Origin of the sequence: Pantoea sp. CS_6 (assembly GCF_041954745.1) — a bacterium.
Taxonomy (GTDB): Bacteria; Pseudomonadota; Gammaproteobacteria; order Enterobacterales; family Enterobacteriaceae; genus Pantoea; species Pantoea stewartii.
In genome coordinates this window covers 88,622-106,036 of sequence record NZ_JAVAYG010000009.1, presented here as the reverse complement: position 1 = coordinate 106,036, position 17,415 = coordinate 88,622, and the positions used below count along the sequence as shown (strand labels likewise).

Sequence of the window (17,415 nt, the reverse complement as noted above, 5' to 3'; positions counted from 1 at the left end):
CATGATCGGTAAAAGCGTAATCAATGCCCTATTAAACATAAGGTTTTGAAAAAGCATGCAAAGCAGCCAGATTTTTCGTTGGCGGAAAGCCTGGGTGCGTAAAGAGGATTACCTGCAAAGTGCCCTGCACGCGCAGACGTTATCTCAGCCGCTGAGGATGACTATAGATGGTGGCGCGGCCCGGTTTACTGAATCCTACCAGGGTAAGATGACAGCGTTCGGCCACCTCCACCGCTAACTGGGTTGCGGCAGACACGGCAAACAGAATTTCAACGCCGCACATTGCCGATTTCTGCACCATTTCATAGCTGGCCCGGCTGGAGACCAGTACGGCACCGTTGCCCCATTCGGCCTGACTGCGATAGCCCAGCAGTTTGTCCAGTGCCACATGGCGGCCGACATCCTCACAGCCATGAATCAGTCCACCCTCAGGATGTATCCAGGCGGCCGCGTGCGTGCAGCCTGTTTTTTGCCCGACGGGCTGGACGTCCTTGAGCTGCGCCAGCGCGCTGTCCAGCTGCGCCAGGGGAAAAGTCTGCGTAAACGGCAACGGCGTCAGCGGCTTTCCGATCTGCTCCAGTTGCTCCACGCCACATACGCCGCAACCCGTCCGGCCGGCCAGCGCTCGCCGTTGGGCTTTCAGCGCCATAAAACGTCGGCTGGATAATTCAATCTGCACCTCAATGCCGTGACAACCGGTCACCACATCCATTCCGAAAATATCGGATGGAGAATCGATAATGCCTTCTGAGAGTGAAAAACCGACAGCAAACGCCTCCAGGTCCTTGGGCGTTGTCATCATCACAACGTGAGAAATACCGTTATACACCAACGCCACGGGCACTTCTTCGGCTAACCAGTCGGCCTGAGCATGGTGCAGGTCGTCACGTTGCCAGACATGGATTTCACGCAAGCCTGCTCGCTCACTCGCACCGGTTTCCTCTTTCACTTCGTTGTTCTTCACGTTGTTCTGACCCTGAGCTGTTGCGGATGGCGTAAAGGTAACCCTGTTGCGCCATGCTGAATAGCTTCTATTCTGTACCCTGCGCCGTGCCGCAACAAGTCTGTGGGGGGCAGACAGCATAAAGCGTGAAAGGCCCACAGATTTGCCGTTATTCACAATGCGTTATGCCTGTTGTCGCCGGCGAAAAATGTATTTCATACTGAAGATAAAGGGCCGGACTGCTATGCTCAGCCTGTTGGGAGCTGTTTTGCACTGCGGTTTCCTGACGCGGTTTTCCGCCTGCTTTGCTCGCTGAGAACCTCTTACGAGGGAAAATGGCGAGAGATCCGGCCCATAACGGCTATTCGTAGCCGATACAGACAACCTCATTTTTGCTGGTGTCGTGAGTAGCGTAATCAGCCAACAAACAGGAAAATGCCTTTTATGCGCATCCGCATTATCCCGAAAGACCCGTTGGAGAAGAGCGAAAAAAACCCAGCGGAAATGATCCCGCCGTTACTCTTCCCCCGGCTGAAAAATTTATACAGCCGTCGGGCGGCGCGTTTGCGTGATCTGGCGGCAAAAAATCCTTTGGGTGACTATTTACGCTTTGCCGCCGTCATCGCCCAGGCGCAGGAAATCGTTCTGTACGATCATCCTCTGCAGATGAACCTTCACGCACATCTGCTCAGGAGCGCTCAGGAAGATAAAGCGCCGCTGGATATTCATACTCTGTCGCGCGATCCACACTGGCATCGCCTGCTGCACTCGTTAGTTGCGGAGCTAAAGCCCGAAATGAGCGGTCAGGCGCTGGCGGTGTTAGAGAACCTGGAGAAAGCGTCAGCGACCGAGCTGGAAACGCTGGCCAGTGCCCTGTTTGCGGGTGAGTACGCGCAGGTGAGCAGTGATAAAGCCCCTTTTATCTGGGCTGCGCTGTCGATCTACTGGGCACAAATGGCGGCATTGATTCCCGGTAAGGCTCAGGCGGAGATGGGCGCACAACGCCAGCACTGCCCGGTATGTCACAGCCTGCCGGTCGCCAGCATCGTACATATGGGTTCGCATGAAAGTGCGCGCTACCTGCACTGCAACCTGTGCGAAAGTGAATGGCACGTCGTGCAGAACACCTGCTCTCATTGCGACCAAAACCGCGATCTGCATTACTGGTCACTGGACAGCGAGCACGCGGCCGTCAAAGCAGAAAGCTGCGGCGACTGTGGCAGCTACATGAAAATGCTTTATCAGGAAAAAAATCCGGCCATTGAACCGGTCGCCGACGATCTCGCCTCTTTAGTGCTGGATGCACGTATGGAGCAGGAAGGTTTTGTACGCAGTGGCCTGAATCCTTTTATGTTTCCCGGTGAATAGTTTTTTGCTGATGAAACCTCGCTAAACGGGAGTAACGCAATGAAACTGATTGGCAGCTATACCAGCCCCTTTGTCCGCAAGATTTCTGTCATCATGCTGGAAAAAGGCATGATGTTCGAATTTGTTAATGCGTCGCCCTACAGCGAAGACAGCCATGTTCCGCAATATAACCCGCTGGGGAAAGTGCCCGCGCTGGTCGCGGAGGATCAGCAGGTCTGGTTCGATTCCAGCATCATTGCGGAGTACCTCGAACTGCGTGGTCAGGCACCGGCTTTATTGCCCGCTGATCCGCTGGCGTCTTTAAAGGTTCGTCAGCTTGAAAAGCTGGCCGATGGCATCAGCGATGCGGCACTGGTGATCGTACGTGAGCAAATGCGGCCGGGTAACGCCCAGTCAGAAGAAGTGCTGTTACGCCATCGCGACAAGATTCAGCGCGGGCTGGACAGCCTGGAAAAAGAAGTGAGTGAAGGAAAGTGGATCGATAATGGCGAACTGAATCTGGCCGACATTGCCACAGGCTGCATGATTGGCTACCTGAATTTCCGTCGCGTTGTCCCTAACTGGTGCGTTCAGCGGCCCGCACTGGTCAGGCTGGCCGAAACACTCTTTCAACGGGAAAGTTTTGCCCGAACCACGCCGCCGGCATCCTGATCGGCGAGGCTGTCAGCGCTGATGCCGGTAGCGGTGCTGACAGCCTGTTTCCTTAGCGCATTTCAGTCTGCAATCCTTGCTTTCCCACGTAAAGGGCTGTCGACGTCTCCGTTATTCCCCTTACCCATCACCACGGAATGGCACATTCGCGCAGTAGCCTGAACCTGTCCGTCGTGACCAGTATAAACAGGGGATGAACTCCGTGAGAATAAGAGTAGCCATCTCTTGCATTGCTGCAGCGGCTCCGATATACCTTTCGGGCAGCCCTGTTCTGAGACAACCCGCGCGCTCAGGATGAAAAGGCGGCACAAATTTTTATGTATGCTCACGCCCCGTTTCGGGCTGTGAGGCCTGACAGATCACTGCCTCAGCCAGACGATAACCGGACAAAATGACGACCATCCCATTACGCTTCAGAACGGCATTATGTTGCCTCCTGCTCGGTAATATTACGCATGCCTGGGCTGAGGGGCTGACCCTGGGTGCGCAGGGGGAAGCGAACTTTACGCCCTATCGCGCGTATAAAACTCAGTTTTCTGGCCTGCCCTATGTGGGCTATGACAATGATCATGTCTATATTGATGGCACAGAAGTGGGCGCCTATTTTATCAAAGATGACACCACACAACTGAAAGCGCGCTGGTGGTATCTGGATAACGAATTTGATCCGGACCAGACTTCTGATTCGGCACTCCGCCAGTTACGCATCCGCCACAGCACCATGATGGGCGGCATGAGCTACCAGAAGATCACGCCCCTTGGTGCGTTTCGAACCGAATTGTCTGGCGATACGCTGAACGAAAGCCGGGGATGGCTGGGTACAGTCGCCTGGGCAGGCCAGGTCTCTCTGATGCAACTGGACGTTTATCCTCAGGCCGGTGTGGACTGGCTCAGTAAACAGCAGGCAAGCTATTACTACGGGGTAAGCGAAGAGGAATCTGCCCGCAGTGGTTTACCGACCTGGAACCATCAGGGCGTAACGCCATGGCTTGCCGTGGCGTTTGACTGGCACCCTGTAAAATCCTTCCATGTCTACCTGCAACCCAAAGTCACCTTCCTTACAGGGGCCCTCCGCGACAGCCCGATGACGGATCAACAGTATTTCTGGACGCTGTCTTCAGGCGTGACCTGGACATTCTGAAGCTGCACGCCGCGCAGTGCCGCAGCCCATTACAGGGTTCGTGGCCGTCCGGCTTTCATAACAGCCCCTGCGCTGCCAGGACGCCTTCGCAACCACAGGTGTTTTCAGTTTTTTATTGCGACGGCAAAAAGATAAAGTGCCACCAGCAGGTCGGGTGGCAGCATAAAAAAAGGGACGATATCTCGTCCCTTTTATCTGTATCAGAACCGATTACTGCAGCAGCGAGATATCGGCCACCTGCAGGAACAGCTCACGCAGTTTCGACAGCAGCGTCAGCCGGTTAATTCGCACCGCCGGGTCTTCTGCATTCACCATCACTTTATCGAAGAAGTTGTCTACCGCTTCACGCAGCTGCGCCAGTTCAATTAACGCATCCTGATAACGTCCTTCTGCAAAGTAAGGCTGCAGTTTGCTGCTCAGGGCGGTCACAAACGTGGCCAGTTGGATCTCTTCATTTTCTTTCAACAGTGATGCCTGAACGCTGTCATTAAGCGGTTCTGTTGATTTTGCCAGAATATTCGAGACACGCTTGTTGGCCGCCGCCAGCGCGGCCGCTTCATCAAGCGTACGGAAATGCGAAACCGCCTTCATACGTGCATCAAAGTCCGCCGGACGGGTTGGACGACGTGCCAGCACCGCCTGCAAGGTATCGATGCTGTGGCCTTCTTCCTGATACCAGGTACGGAAACGGCCCAGCATAAAGTCGATGACGTCATCAACCACGTTCGCATTGCTCAGCTTGCTGCCATACAGACGTACGGCCTCTTCGGTGAGCGTTTGCAGATCAAGCGGCAGATTTTTTTCCACGATGATGCGCAAAACGCCCAGCGCGGCACGACGCAGAGCAAAGGGATCTTTATCGCCTTTAGGATGTTGACCGATGCCGAAAATACCGGCCAGCGTATCCATCTTATCAGCAATGGCCAGCGCACAGGCTACCGGGCTGGACGGCAAATCATCACCTGCGAAACGCGGCTGATATTGCTCGTTCAGCGCCACAGCGACATCTTCGGCTTCACCGTCATGACGCGCATAGTGCATGCCCATAACGCCCTGGGTGTCGGTAAACTCAAACACCATGTTAGTCATCAGATCGCATTTTGACAGCAGGCCTGCGCGCGTGGCGTGATTCACATCTGCGCCCGTTTGTGCCGCAATCCAGCCCGCCAGCGCCTGAATACGATCCGTTTTATCACGCAGCGAACCGAGTTCCTTCTGGAACAATACGGTTTCAAGACGCGGCAGATGATCTTCAAGACGTTTTTTACGATCGGTATTAAAGAAGAATTCAGCATCCGCCAGACGCGGGCGCACCACCTTCTCATTACCAGAAATAATCTGCTGCGGCTCGCTCGACTCAATGTTGGTGACGAAAATAAAGTTTGGCAGCAGTTTGCCTTCCGCGTCATAAACCGGGAAATACTTCTGATCGCCTTTCATGGTGTAAACCAGCGCTTCAGCCGGCACCTTAAGGAATTTTTCCTCGAAGGTGGCGGTCAATACCACCGGCCATTCCACCAGCGATGTTACCTCTTCCAGCAGGCTGTCACTCAGGTCGGCTATGCCACCTAAACGCCGTGCTGCGGCTTCCGCATCGGCTTTGATCATGGCTTTGCGGACCTGATAGTCGGCAATCACCTGACCGCGCTTTTCCAGCACATCCGGATACTGATCGGCGTTCTCAAGCGTGATTTCACTTTCGCCCATGAAGCGGTGACCACGGATAACGCGATCGGACTTGATGCCAAGAATCGTGCCGGGGATCAGTTCATCGCCCAGCAGCATCGTAACGGTGTGCACCGGACGCACAAACTGCACGTCGCTGTCGCCCCAGCGCATCAGTTTCGGTACCGGCAGTTTGCTCAGCGCCGTGGCAATCATGCCCGGCAGCAATGCCTGCGCCGCTTCGCCTTTCACCTGAGCGCGATAGACCAGCCATTCGCCTTTATCGGTGCTCAGACGTTCAGCCTGATTGACCGTGATACCGTTACCCCGTGCCCAGCCTTCTGCCGCTTTGGTGGCATTGCCCGCTGCATCAAAGGCGGCGGCAACGGCAGGTCCACGCTTTTCTACTTCACGATCGGGCTGGGAGGCACTCAAATGGGCGACTTTCAGCGCCAGGCGACGCGGTGCAGCAAACCAGCTCACTTCGCCATGGTTCAGATTCGCGGCATCCAGCTCGGCCGTCACCTGGGCAGCAAAGGCTTCTGCCAGGCTACGTAATGCTTTCGGTGGCAGCTCTTCGGTGCCGATCTCCACCAGGAAGGTTTTCTCAGTCATGGCTGCCTCTTACTTTTTGTTATTGCACATCGGGAAGCCCAGCGCTTCACGAGAAGCGTAATAGGCTTCAGCCACGGCTTTGGTCAGGGTGCGAATACGCAGAATATAACGCTGACGTTCGGTCACCGAGATCGCCTTGCGCGCGTCCAGCAGGTTAAAGCTGTGTGCGGCTTTCAGAATGCGCTCGTAAGCGGGCAAAGGCAGCGGTTTTTCCAGCGCCAGCAACTTCTGCGCTTCCTTCTCATACTGTTCGAAACAGGTGAAAAGAAAATCGACGTCGGCATATTCGAAGTTATACGTCGACTGCTCCACTTCATTCTGATGGAACACATCACCGTAGGTAGTTTTGCCTAACGGACCGTCGCTCCAGACCAGATCGTAAACGCTGTCCACGCCCTGGATATACATGGCCAGACGTTCCAGACCATAGGTGATCTCGCCGGTAACCGGTTTACACTCCAGGCCACCGACCTGCTGGAAATAGGTAAACTGCGTCACTTCCATACCGTTAAGCCAGACTTCCCAGCCCAGTCCCCAGGCACCCAGCGTCGGGTTTTCCCAGTTATCTTCAACAAAGCGAATGTCGTGTACGGTAGGATCCATACCCAGCGCTTTCAGCGACCCGAGGTACAGCTCCTGAATATTGTCCGGCGACGGCTTGATGATCACCTGGAACTGATAGTAGTGCTGCAAGCGGTTCGGGTTTTCGCCATAGCGGCCGTCGGTAGGACGGCGGGATGGCTGCACATAGGCCGCAGCAATCGGCTCCGGGCCAAGTGCGCGCAGGCAGGTCATTGGGTGTGAAGTACCAGCGCCCACTTCCATGTCCAGTGGTTGAACAATGGTGCAGCCCTGGCGCGCCCAGTAATCCTGCAATGTCAGGATCAGGCCCTGAAAGGTCTTGGTATCAAACTTTTGCATGATGAGTTCGCACGCGGTTCGGCTAGATAAAAAAAGAGTGCGACAGTATACCCTTTGACCGCGTGATATGCAGCCGGAAATCCGGCGGCGCAGCCGCGAGAGTGGATTTTTGGTGTCAGATTTAGCCTGCTGGCGGCCTGTCATCGCCTGATTAACCGATACGGTTATGCGTTTTCATGCGATCCTGTGCACAGAGGGTTCTGAATCCCCGCTATTGCGCTTGTTGACGTCGACGCGACTGGCTACGCTTTGCACCGGGACGCACTGCGCCAGAGGACACCATGTCGCAAAAGATTTACTGGATTGATAATTTGCGGGCGATTGCCTGCCTGATGGTCATCGTCATTCACACCACAACGTGGTATCTGACCGGGCCGATGGCCATAAAAGGTCACTGGTGGGATATTGCTAACCTGTTCAATTCAGCGTCACGCATCTGTGTGCCGCTGTTTTTTATGATTTCAGGCTATCTGTTCTTTGGTGAACGCAGTACGCAGCCGCGCCACCTGTGGCGACTGCTGGGATGTCTGGTTTTTTACAGTGCCGTGTCACTGGTTTATATCAGCCTGCTGACGCCAATTGGCGAAGGCCGTTCAATTTTAAAAATGCTGCAGAAGCCGGTGTTCTACCATCTGTGGTTTTTCTTCGCGCTCATGGGGATTTACCTCTTGTCGCCCCTGATTCAGGTAAAAAGCGTGCGGCCGCGCTACGTGGCGCTACTGGTGCTGATTGTGGTGGTCCTCGCGAATCCCAATACCATGGACCAGTCGTGGGGGCGCTTTCATTGGTTGCCCATTAACCTTTACCTGAGCGGCGACAGTATCTATTATCTGCTCTACGCCTTATTAGGCCGGGCGATCGGTACCATGGACACAGAAAGACGTGGTATCACACCGTTGGCTGCCGTGACCTTTGTGGCCTGCGTGACCGGCATTATGCTGGGTACGAAGCGCGCGTTAATCGTCAATGGTGCCTTTAACGATACGTGGTATCTCTATTGCGGACCGCTGGTATTCATTGCCGCAATAAGCGCGCTGGTGGTGTTCAAAAATGCCTTTAATCAACGTACGCTGCCCGGTCTGGCCATCATTTCGCGCTACTCTCTGCCCATCTACGGCTTTCACGCCCTGTTCATCCATTTTATTCGCACCCATCACTATGACGATATGGCGCGTCCCTGGCTCGACCTGCCTGCCGTTTTTACCGTCACGCTGGTGGGCAGCTTATTGCTGGGAATGCTGCTCAGTCGGGTGGATAAACGACATTGGGTGACCTGAGTCAGCGCGTCAGGTTCCAGCCTCTGGCGCGCCACAGCGCGGGTAACGCGGCCATATCGGTGAACACGGTCACCAGCGGATGATGGAGTTCGGGATTATGAGCATCGGCACAGTAATAGAACACCGGCATGCCTGCTGCGATACCGGCTCGCGCCCCCGCTTCGGAGTCATCGACCAAAATACAGCGCTCGACGGGTACCTGCATTTGTTGGGCTGCGTGAAACATCAGCTCGGGTTCGGGCTTCCAGTGGCCAATGTCATAGCCGCTGTAAAGACGGTCAGCGAAATGATTCAGCATGCCGGTGAGGCCCAGCGAGTGCTGCATCTTTTTCACCGTGCCGTTTGACACCACGCATATCGGTACTGCCATTTGCCCGACCAGTGCCTTCGCACCGGCTATCGGCTTCAGTTCACGGTCAAACAAACGGGCCACTTCGCGCCGGTAGGCCGGTTCAACGTCCTCCAGCGGCAGAGCGACCCGATGCGTTTCACTGACGTCGCGGATGATGTCATACAGCTTTACCCCTTTGTACTTTTCGAACATCTCCTGCAGAGAGAGCGTAATCCCGTACTGGGCAAAGGTGGTGACATACGCGCGGGTGCACAGGACTTCACTGTCAACCAGGGTACCGTCACAATCGAAAAAGACGCATTCAACAGACATCTGACTCCTCCTTTTGTTCGGGGTACCTTAACACGTCAGCGTGGCCCTGAGGGGCCGGGATATGGCAATCGGTTGCGAAAAATCATTGTATTGCCGGGGCAAAATCGCCAGGATACGCGCCGGTGAAATTTTCTTCTGGATAAATGGCATGAATAAACAAGGCCTTTTTCAGCGCGTATTCAAACTGCAGGAGCATGGTACAACGGTTCGTACCGAAGTGATCGCAGGCATTACCACGTTTTTGACCATGGTATACATTGTTTTTGTGAACCCGCAGATTTTAGGTGTCGCAGGCATGGATACCCGGGCAGTGTTCGTAACGACCTGTTTGATTGCCGCGTTCGGCAGCATCCTGATGGGGCTGTTTGCCAATCTTCCTGTCGCCCTGGCCCCGGCGATGGGCCTCAATGCCTTTTTTGCCTTTGTGGTCGTCGGCGCGATGGGTTACTCATGGCAGGTCGGCATGGGTGCCATCTTCTGGGGCGCACTGGGTCTGCTCATCCTGACTCTGTTGCGGGTGCGTTACTGGATGATCGCCAATATTCCGCTTAGCCTGCGCGTAGGCATCACCGCTGGCATTGGCCTGTTCATTGCCATGATGGGCCTGAAAAACGCCGGTATCATTGTGGCCAACCCGGATACGCTGGTCAGCGTGGGTAACCTCAGCTCACACAATGTGCTGCTGGGTGCGCTGGGCTTCTTTATTATCGCCATTCTGGCCTCACGCAACATTCACGCCGCCGTGCTCATTTCGATGATCATCACCACGGCGTTGGGTTGGCTGCTGGGCGACGTGACGTTCACGGGCGTGGTTTCTGCGCCGCCATCTGTCACCGCGATTGTCGGTCAGGTCGATATTAAAGGCGCCTTCAACATCGGCATGGCAGGCGTCATATTCTCCTTTATGCTGGTCAATCTGTTTGACTCGTCCGGCACCTTGATTGGCGTGACCGACAAAGCCGGACTGGCTGATGAAAAAGGCACGTTCCCGCGCATGAAACAGGCGTTGTATGTTGACAGCATCAGCTCGGTAACGGGCGCGCTGGCAGGGACGTCATCGGTGACCGCCTATATTGAAAGTACCTCCGGCGTAGCCGTCGGCGGCCGTACCGGATTGATGGCCGTGGTCACAGGCCTTCTGTTCCTGCTCGTCACGTTTTTATCGCCCCTGGCGGCCATGGTACCGGCCTATGCTGCGGCAGGCGCATTAATCTATGTTGGCGTGCTGATGACGGCCAGCCTGTCCCGCGTCAAATGGGATGACCTGACCGAAGCCGTCCCGGCATTTGTAACTGCCGCCATGATGCCCTTTAGTTTTTCGATTACAGAAGGCATCGCACTGGGCTTTATTGCGTACTGTGTGATGAAGCTGGGCACTGGTCGCTGGCGGGAAATCAGCCCCTGCGTCGTCATTGTCGCCTTGCTGTTTGTATTGAAAATCGCCTTTATCGACGCGCATTAAAACCGTACGCAAAGGGCGGGAAAGCAGTGAGCGTTACGGTAAGCGCGTAACGCTCCAGTACCTCAGACGAACTGGCAGGCCTGCTCCAGGCTCAGCCGGGGTAATCGGGGCGGGAGCTTGTCGGGTAAGCCATAGCCCAGGTTAATGAGCAGGTTGGCCTGCCAGGTGGTCCCGGCAAAAAAGGCCGCGTTCACTTTAAGCGGATCGAATCCTGACATCGGGCCTGCATCCAGCCCCAGCGCACGCGCGGCCATGATCAGATAGCCTGCCTGCAGGCTACTGTTACGAAATGCGGTTTCTTTAACCAGATCGGGTGTGTTGGTAAACCAGTTTCGCGCATCGGCATGTTGAAACAACATGGTCAGATGCTGATAAAACTCGCTGTCCCAGGCAATAATCACGGTGACAGGGGCGCGCAGGGTTTTCTCAAGGTTGCCGGAGGCCAGGGCCGGCTTCAGCTTTTCTTTTCCCTCCGCAGAGGTGACAAAAACAAAGCGACCGGGTGAGCAGTTGGCCGAGGTCGGTGCCAGGGCAACCATCTGATAGAGCTTCTCCAGCAGCGACTGCTTCACCGGTTCAGGCTGCCAGTGACTGTGCGTACGGGCCTGGTAAAACAACGTATTCAGCGCGGCATCATCGAGCGGTATCGTCATATAACTCTCCAGGAAAACATCCAGTATTTAACCTGTACGTTGCGTTCACGCTTTTGGATGCATATTCGCCCGGTTTAGTGTGAATGACCTGGCACGCCGCAAAACGTGAGCAATCTTATCCCTCGTTATCATACCTTGCGTTACGGCAACCGATGCGCAACGCACGGCGGATTGCGTTTCTGGATGCACATTTCCACCGCCGTCTGCCCGCTGAGCTACTTACCAATACAGAAACTGGAGAAAATCCGGCCTAACAGATCGTCCGAGGTAAATTCCCCCGTAATTTCACTCAGTGCCTGCTGCGCCAGACGCAACTCTTCTGCCAGTAATTCCCCTGCCCATGCGCCCAGCAGTTGATGTTTTCCCTGCTCCAGGTGGGTTGCGGCTAATTCCAGTGCCTGCAAATGACGACGGCGCGCCAGGAAGCCGCCTTCCATATTGTCGGCAAACCCCATGGTCTGTTTGAGGTGATCACGTAAGGTATCAATCCCTTCGCTGGTGCGGGCAGACAGTCTGATCAGGGCATGACCATTGACATCCGTCAGGCCGAGCGTTTCACCGGTGATGTCCGCTTTATTGCGCACCACGGTGATCGGCAGTTGAGACGGCAGGCGAGCGACAAAATCGGGCCAGATTTCCGCCGGTTCGGTCGCCTGTGTGGTGGTGCCATCAACCATAAACAGCACGCGGTCCGCCTGTTCTATTTCATGCCAGGCGCGCTCGATGCCGATACGTTCCACCTCATCACTGGCTTCGCGTAAACCGGCGGTATCAATGATATGCAGTGGCATGCCATCAATATGGATGTGTTCACGCAGCACATCGCGCGTGGTGCCGGCGATATCCGTGACGATAGCCGCTTCACGCCCGGCAAGTGCATTTAGCAGGCTCGATTTTCCGGCATTTGGCCGACCGGCAATGACGACTTTCATCCCTTCGCGCAGCAGGCTGCCCTGTCTGGCTTCCGCGCGCACCGCATCGAGATCGCGAATGACAGCATTAAGCTGCCCTTCGATTTTGCCGTCAGACAGGAAATCGATCTCTTCATCTGGAAAGTCAATGGCCGCTTCCACGTAGATACGCAGGTGAGTCAAGGCTTCCACAAGCTGGTTAACACGGACAGAGAATGCGCCTTGCAGGGAATTTACCGCCGAACGCGCGGCCTGTTCTGAGCTGGCGTCAATCAGATCGGCAATGGCTTCCGCCTGGGCCAGATCGAGTTTATCGTTCAGAAACGCGCGCTCAGAAAACTCACCAGGCTGCGCGATACGTAATCCGGGCAGAGCCACAATCCGTTTCAGCAGCAGATCCAGAATCACCGGTCCGCCGTGACCTTGCAGCTCCAGCACATCCTCGCCGGTAAAGGAGTTGGGGCCAGGAAACCATAGCGCGATGCCCTGATCCAGCACGCTGCCATCACTGTCGTTAAACGATAAGTAGTCGGCATAACGTGGTTTAGGGAGTTTACCCAGCACCTGGCGGGCAACCTCGGCGGCCTGCGGACCGGAAACACGCAAAATGCCAACGCCGCCGCGTCCGGGCGGCGTGGCCTGAGCAACAATGGTATCGCTATGGCTCATACATTTTCTCTCACTACAAAAAACAAAGGCGGTCGCTTTGACCGCCTGAGCATAACCTGTTTTATCGCGGGAGACCTCCCGCGACGGTTTTACGCTTTCTTCTTGTCGCGGCTGTGTAAGCCACGTTTTTCCAGCCCGCGATAGATCAGCTGCTGCTGGAGAATGGTCACCAGGTTACTGACGATGTAGTACAACACCAGACCTGACGGGAACCACAGGAAGAACACGGTGAAAATTACAGGCATATACGTCATGATCTTCTGCTGCATCGGATCGGTCACCGTCGTCGGTGACATCTTCTGAATGAAGAACATGGTGATGCCCATCAGGATCGGCAGAATATAGTACGGATCCTGCGCTGACAGGTCATGAATCCATAAAATAAACGGCGCATGACGCAGTTCAACAGAGCCAGACAGCATGTAGTACAAGGCCAGGAAGATAGGCATCTGAATCACCAGCGGCAGACAGCCACCCAGCGGATTCACTTTTTCAGCCTTATACAGCGCCATCATTTCCTGGCTCTGCTTCTGCTTATCATCCCCTAAACGCTCACGCATCGCCTGAATCTTCGGCTGCAGCATGCGCATTTTCGCCATCGAGGTGTACTGCGCTTTCGTCAGCGGGTACATGATGCCACGCACGATGAACGTGATGATGATGATGGAGAAGCCCCAGTTGCCGATAAAGCTGTGAATGAACTTCAACAGTTTAAACAGCGGCTGAGAGATGAACCATAACCAGCCATAGTCCACAGTCAGGTCAAGATGCGGCGCAATCGCGGCCATTTTATCCTGAATTTCCGGACCTACCCACAGTGTGGCATCCAGTGTCTGCTGTGCACCCGGTGCAACGGTGACCGGCGCAGATTTATAGCCGATAGCCGCCACGCCATTTCCCAGATTGCTGGTGTAAAGCGTGTTGGTTCCCTGCGTGCGCGGCACCCAGGCGGTGGCGAAATACTGCTGCAACATCGCCACCCAGCCATTGGTGGTGGTGGTGTTGAGGTTTTCGTTATCGGCGATGGTATCGAACTTAATCTTTTCGTATTTCGATTCGCTGGTGGAGTAAGCCGTACCGCGGAAGGTATGCAGCGCAAAGTTATTGCTGCCGGTATCGCGGTGCTTAGGCAAATCGATGGTCTGTTTTAACTGACCAAACATTGACACTTCCAGCGGCTGCTGGCTGGTGTTGTTAATGTTGTAATCAACGTTAACTGCATAGTCGCCACGCTTGAACACAAACGTTTTGGTATAGACAACGCCGTTTTCAGCCGTGAACGTCATCGGAACACGCAGCTCGCTCTGACCGTCAGCCAGTTCGAAGTGATCCTGTGCCGTGGTATACAGCGGACGCGCACCGTTGTTCGGGTTGTCCGGACCATTACGGCCAGTCAGACCGCTCTGCGCCTGGTAGACAAACGATGGTGTGGTTTCAAGCAGCTCAAACGGCTTGTCAGAACCCAGCTTATCCGGGTAAGTCAGCAGCAGCGCCTGATCAACATCGCCACCGCGAGTGTTGATGGTTAATGACAGGACATCGGTCTTAACGGTGATCGTTTTACCCTGGCCACTGGCGGGAACACCGGTAGCATCACCGGCAGCGCTGTTGGTGTTTTGCGTGGTCTGGGTCTGCAATGGCTTCGGAGCGTGGTCCGTCTGCCAGGCTTGCCAGATCATGAAAGACACGAACAGAAAAGCGATGAGAAAGAGATTGCGTTGCGAATCCATCGTTAATGTTCTCTGGTATCAAAGGTTTTTGGCGGCACAGGATCGTCACCACCCGGGTTCAAAGGGTGGCATTTTAATACGCGTTTTAAAGTCAACCAACTGCCTTTTATCACGCCAAACCTGCGTAAGGCCTCAATTCCGTATTGAGAGCAGGTCGGATGAAACCGACAGTGTGGCCCCAGCAATGGACTGATACCGCGTTGATATACGCGTATCAGGACGATCAGGAACCGCGCGCCAGGCGACAGTGACGACGCCATAATTTCTCCAACGCTTCCGCCAACATACGGTTATCGAGATCGGCAACACCCTTTTTCGCGACCACCACAAAGTCCATCGACGGCAATTCATGTTGACGCAGACGAAAGCTTTCGCGGGTCAATCGCTTGATCCGGTTACGTTCGTGAGCGCGTTTCACATGTTTTTTCGCGACGGTAAGACCGATGCGGGGATACCCCAGCGCGTTAAGGCGGCCGAGAATAGTAATTTGCGGCGTGCCAGCCCGTTGTGGCTGCTGAAAGACGAAAGTGAAATGAGTGGGAGTTAACAAACGTAACTCCCTGGGAAATGCGAGCTTACCCATCAGGGTTAGCTTTATTACTTAGAAACGGTCAGACGAGCGCGGCCTTTAGCACGACGACGTGCCAGAACCTGACGACCATTTTTAGTAGCCATACGAGCACGGAAGCCGTGTGAACGGTTGCGCTTCAGTACGGACGGTTGAAAAGTGCGTTTCATGGCGATTTCTACCTAAACTTGAAAATTTTCACTGGGTGACGCGTTTTCGGGCCAACAAACAGACCGACGCCTCAATGTGTCTTTAATAAAGAGGCGGGATTGTAATAATTGTACAGTCCCGAGTCAATTTACTTCGCTTGTCGCGGTGCCAGAAAACCCGGATACAGCCCGCTGAGTCCGGGCATTGGGCTTTACGCGACAACGCCGGGGGGAGAATTATACGGGGTCTGCGTTAAAGCGCAAGGATCGCGCAGGATCTTATTGCGATCAAATTCGCCTGCCACACGTCAAAAACGAGAAGCCGTCCGAAAATTTGGATCATTCAGCACGATCCCAGGTGGTTTTTTCTGCCGCAGGCGTAGACTTTTACCCGCGTTCATGCCCTGTGGATAAAAAGGAGAAAAACTGTGTAGAAAGGGAAGATCTCTGTCGCGCTTTGCGCTATGATCCGCCCTTCCTCTGGCGATCCTCCGATGGTTGCGGGGTGGAAAACCGCTGATAGCGGTCGCAGGCGCTTTCTTTCGTCTGTGTCAAAAATGAACGTTTCTTAGATTAGTGCCTACTTTTTCTTATCGAATTTGTACGAGTGGAGTCCGCCGTGTCACTTACGCTTTGGCAACAGTGTCTTGCCCGTTTGCAGGATGAGCTTCCTGCCACCGAATTCAGCATGTGGATCCGTCCACTACAGGCTGAATTAAACGACAATACGCTTGCCTTGTATGCTCCTAACCGCTTCGTACTCGACTGGGTTCGGGATAAATACCTAAACAGCATCAACGCATTGCTGAACGAATTCTGCGGTGCCAATGTCCCGCTGTTGCGTTTTGAGGTGGGCACGCGTCCGGTTCAACACGCCGCAGCGGTCAGCCAGCCCGCGATGGCCAGCGTCAGTGCGCCGGCGGAGCCTGTGCCAAGCCGTCCGGCACCGACACAGATCTTACGTCCGAGCTGGGACAACGTGCCTGCTCCTGCGGATGTGACCTATCGGTCCAATGTTAACAATCGCCATAACTTCGACAACTTTGTTGAAGGTAAATCTAACCAACTGGCGCGCGCGGCGGCACGCCAGGTGGCCGATAATCCTGGCGGTGCCTACAATCCGTTGTTCCTTTATGGCGGTACTGGCCTCGGCAAAACTCACCTGCTGCACGCCGTGGGTAATGGCATCATTGCGCGTAAGCCAAATGCGAAAGTGGTTTACATGCATTCCGAGCGCTTTGTGCAGGACATGGTAAAAGCGCTGCAAAATAACGCGATTGAAGAGTTTAAGCGTTACTACCGCTCGGTTGATGCGCTGTTGATCGATGACATTCAGTTTTTTGCCAATAAAGAGCGTTCGCAGGAAGAATTTTTTCACACCTTCAATGCCCTGCTGGAAGGCAATCAACAGATCATTTTGACGTCGGATCGTTACCCCAAAGAGATCAACGGGGTTGAAGATCGACTGAAGTCACGGTTTGGCTGGGGCCTGACCGTGGCGATCGAACCACCTGAACTGGAAACCCGCGTTGCGATCCTGATGAAAAAGGCGGACGAAAACGACATTCGTTTGCCGGGCGAAGTGGCCTTCTTTATTGCCAAGCGTTTACGTTCGAACGTGCGTGAGCTGGAAGGGGCATTGAACCGGGTGATTGCGAACGCTAACTTTACCGGTCGGGCGATTACGATCGATTTCGTTCGCGAAGCATTGCGGGATCTGCTGGCCCTGCAGGAAAAACTGGTCACTATTGATAATATTCAGAAGACCGTTGCGGAGTACTACAAAATTAAAGTCGCGGATTTGCTCTCTAAGCGCCGTTCGCGCTCAGTCGCGCGTCCGCGTCAAATGGCGATGGCGATGGCGAAAGAGCTGACCAACCACAGTTTGCCGGAAATTGGCGATGCTTTTGGCGGTCGCGACCATACCACGGTGCTTCATGCCTGCCGCAAGATTGAGCAGTTGCGTGAAGAAAGCCACGACATCAAAGAAGATTTCTCTAATCTCATCAGAACATTATCTTCGTGACG

General features: G+C 54.5%; 16 protein-coding genes. 6 read left to right on the top strand and 10 right to left on the bottom strand.

What is annotated here, in order from left to right; genetic code table 11:
* Positions 1 to 139: 139 nt before the first annotated feature.
* The gene (fdhD, locus tag RAC90_RS14815) at positions 140 to 913 is read right to left on the bottom strand and encodes a formate dehydrogenase accessory sulfurtransferase FdhD (protein WP_375124518.1); all 774 of its coding nucleotides are present in this window, start codon (positions 911 to 913) and stop codon (positions 140 to 142) included.
* Positions 914 to 1,387: 474 nt separating this feature from the next.
* Between fdhD and fdhE the strand changes: the two genes are divergently transcribed.
* From fdhE to RAC90_RS14800, 3 genes are all read left to right on the top strand, one after another.
* Positions 1,388 to 2,311, top strand: a complete 924-nt coding sequence (gene fdhE, locus RAC90_RS14810; RefSeq protein ID WP_054634744.1) for a formate dehydrogenase accessory protein FdhE — start codon at positions 1,388 to 1,390, stop codon at positions 2,309 to 2,311.
* Between the two features lie 39 nt (positions 2,312 to 2,350).
* Positions 2,351 to 2,962: a glutathione S-transferase gene (locus RAC90_RS14805; protein WP_033737305.1), complete on the top strand. Its 612-nt coding sequence runs from the start codon at positions 2,351 to 2,353 to the stop codon at positions 2,960 to 2,962.
* Between the two features lie 391 nt (positions 2,963 to 3,353).
* Complete coding sequence (locus tag RAC90_RS14800; RefSeq protein ID WP_033737302.1) at positions 3,354 to 4,103, top strand: MipA/OmpV family protein; 750 nt, start codon at positions 3,354 to 3,356, stop codon at positions 4,101 to 4,103.
* Between the two features lie 210 nt (positions 4,104 to 4,313).
* On the opposite strand, the gene glyS is transcribed toward RAC90_RS14800, so the two are convergent.
* Entirely contained in the window at positions 4,314 to 6,383 is a 2,070-nt protein-coding gene (gene glyS / locus RAC90_RS14795; protein WP_375124505.1) for a glycine--tRNA ligase subunit beta, read from the bottom strand.
* 9 nt (positions 6,384 to 6,392) lie between these two features.
* Complete coding sequence (glyQ, locus tag RAC90_RS14790) at positions 6,393 to 7,304, bottom strand: glycine--tRNA ligase subunit alpha (RefSeq protein WP_006121387.1); 912 nt, start codon at positions 7,302 to 7,304, stop codon at positions 6,393 to 6,395.
* A 281-nt stretch (positions 7,305 to 7,585) separates the two neighbouring features.
* Here glyQ and RAC90_RS14785 point away from each other — a divergent pair, with 281 nt between their 5' ends.
* Positions 7,586 to 8,581 carry an acyltransferase gene (locus RAC90_RS14785; RefSeq protein ID WP_054634747.1) on the top strand — a complete coding sequence of 332 codons (996 nt, stop codon included), beginning with the start codon at positions 7,586 to 7,588 and terminating at the stop codon, positions 8,579 to 8,581.
* 1 nt (position 8,582) lies between these two features.
* On the opposite strand, the gene yieH is transcribed toward RAC90_RS14785, so the two are convergent.
* Positions 8,583 to 9,245 (bottom strand): 6-phosphogluconate phosphatase, encoded by a 663-nt coding sequence (yieH, locus tag RAC90_RS14780; protein ID WP_006121385.1) that lies wholly within the window; start codon positions 9,243 to 9,245, stop codon positions 8,583 to 8,585.
* A 148-nt stretch (positions 9,246 to 9,393) separates the two neighbouring features.
* Between yieH and RAC90_RS14775 the strand changes: the two genes are divergently transcribed.
* A complete protein-coding gene (locus RAC90_RS14775; protein WP_039339180.1) occupies positions 9,394 to 10,707 on the top strand; it encodes an NCS2 family permease in 1,314 nt (437 codons plus the stop codon).
* 62 nt (positions 10,708 to 10,769) lie between these two features.
* Here RAC90_RS14775 and RAC90_RS14770 read toward each other — a convergent pair whose 3' ends face one another.
* From RAC90_RS14770 to rpmH, 6 genes are all read right to left on the bottom strand, one after another.
* Entirely contained in the window at positions 10,770 to 11,360 is a 591-nt protein-coding gene (locus tag RAC90_RS14770; protein ID WP_054634748.1) for a malonic semialdehyde reductase, read from the bottom strand.
* A 215-nt stretch (positions 11,361 to 11,575) separates the two neighbouring features.
* Positions 11,576 to 12,940: a tRNA uridine-5-carboxymethylaminomethyl(34) synthesis GTPase MnmE gene (mnmE, locus tag RAC90_RS14765; RefSeq protein ID WP_006121382.1), complete on the bottom strand. Its 1,365-nt coding sequence runs from the start codon at positions 12,938 to 12,940 to the stop codon at positions 11,576 to 11,578.
* Positions 12,941 to 13,029: 89 nt separating this feature from the next.
* Entirely contained in the window at positions 13,030 to 14,670 is a 1,641-nt protein-coding gene (yidC, locus tag RAC90_RS14760) for a membrane protein insertase YidC (protein WP_006121381.1), read from the bottom strand.
* A gap of 2 nt (positions 14,671 to 14,672) precedes the next feature.
* Positions 14,673 to 14,930, bottom strand: coding sequence for a membrane protein insertion efficiency factor YidD (yidD, locus tag RAC90_RS14755; protein WP_006121380.1), 258 nt, complete (start codon positions 14,928 to 14,930; stop codon positions 14,673 to 14,675).
* Entirely contained in the window at positions 14,894 to 15,253 is a 360-nt protein-coding gene (rnpA, locus tag RAC90_RS14750; RefSeq protein ID WP_013023999.1) for a ribonuclease P protein component, read from the bottom strand. The genes yidD and rnpA overlap by 37 nt, the downstream gene beginning before the upstream one ends.
* 14 nt (positions 15,254 to 15,267) lie before the next feature.
* A complete protein-coding gene (gene rpmH, locus RAC90_RS14745; protein WP_000831330.1) occupies positions 15,268 to 15,408 on the bottom strand; it encodes a 50S ribosomal protein L34 in 141 nt (46 codons plus the stop codon).
* Positions 15,409 to 16,006: 598 nt separating this feature from the next.
* Here rpmH and dnaA point away from each other — a divergent pair.
* Complete coding sequence (dnaA, locus tag RAC90_RS14740; RefSeq protein WP_006121378.1) at positions 16,007 to 17,413, top strand: chromosomal replication initiator protein DnaA; 1,407 nt, start codon at positions 16,007 to 16,009, stop codon at positions 17,411 to 17,413.
* Positions 17,414 to 17,415 lie beyond the last annotated feature (2 nt).

Excerpts from the sequence above, each read along its gene's own strand:
- yidC (WP_006121381.1), bottom strand. The coding sequence starts at position 14,670 with ATGGATTCGCAACGCAATCTCTTTCTCATCGCTTTTCTGTTCGTGTCT.
- RAC90_RS14800 (WP_033737302.1), top strand. The coding sequence starts at position 3,354 with ATGACGACCATCCCATTACGCTTCAGAACGGCATTATGTTGCCTCCTG.
- yieH (WP_006121385.1), bottom strand. The coding sequence starts at position 9,245 with ATGTCTGTTGAATGCGTCTTTTTCGATTGTGACGGTACCCTGGTTGAC.
- RAC90_RS14785 (WP_054634747.1), top strand. The coding sequence starts at position 7,586 with ATGTCGCAAAAGATTTACTGGATTGATAATTTGCGGGCGATTGCCTGC.
- rpmH (WP_000831330.1), bottom strand. The coding sequence starts at position 15,408 with ATGAAACGCACTTTTCAACCGTCCGTACTGAAGCGCAACCGTTCACAC.
- mnmE (WP_006121382.1), bottom strand. The coding sequence starts at position 12,940 with ATGAGCCATAGCGATACCATTGTTGCTCAGGCCACGCCGCCCGGACGC.
- RAC90_RS14775 (WP_039339180.1), top strand. The coding sequence starts at position 9,394 with ATGAATAAACAAGGCCTTTTTCAGCGCGTATTCAAACTGCAGGAGCAT.
- glyS (WP_375124505.1), bottom strand. The coding sequence starts at position 6,383 with ATGACTGAGAAAACCTTCCTGGTGGAGATCGGCACCGAAGAGCTGCCA.
- rnpA (WP_013023999.1), bottom strand. The coding sequence starts at position 15,253 with ATGGGTAAGCTCGCATTTCCCAGGGAGTTACGTTTGTTAACTCCCACT.
- RAC90_RS14805 (WP_033737305.1), top strand. The coding sequence starts at position 2,351 with ATGAAACTGATTGGCAGCTATACCAGCCCCTTTGTCCGCAAGATTTCT.
- RAC90_RS14770 (WP_054634748.1), bottom strand. The coding sequence starts at position 11,360 with ATGACGATACCGCTCGATGATGCCGCGCTGAATACGTTGTTTTACCAG.
- yidD (WP_006121380.1), bottom strand. The coding sequence starts at position 14,930 with ATGGCGTCGTCACTGTCGCCTGGCGCGCGGTTCCTGATCGTCCTGATA.
- glyQ (WP_006121387.1), bottom strand. The coding sequence starts at position 7,304 with ATGCAAAAGTTTGATACCAAGACCTTTCAGGGCCTGATCCTGACATTG.
- fdhE (WP_054634744.1), top strand. The coding sequence starts at position 1,388 with ATGCGCATCCGCATTATCCCGAAAGACCCGTTGGAGAAGAGCGAAAAA.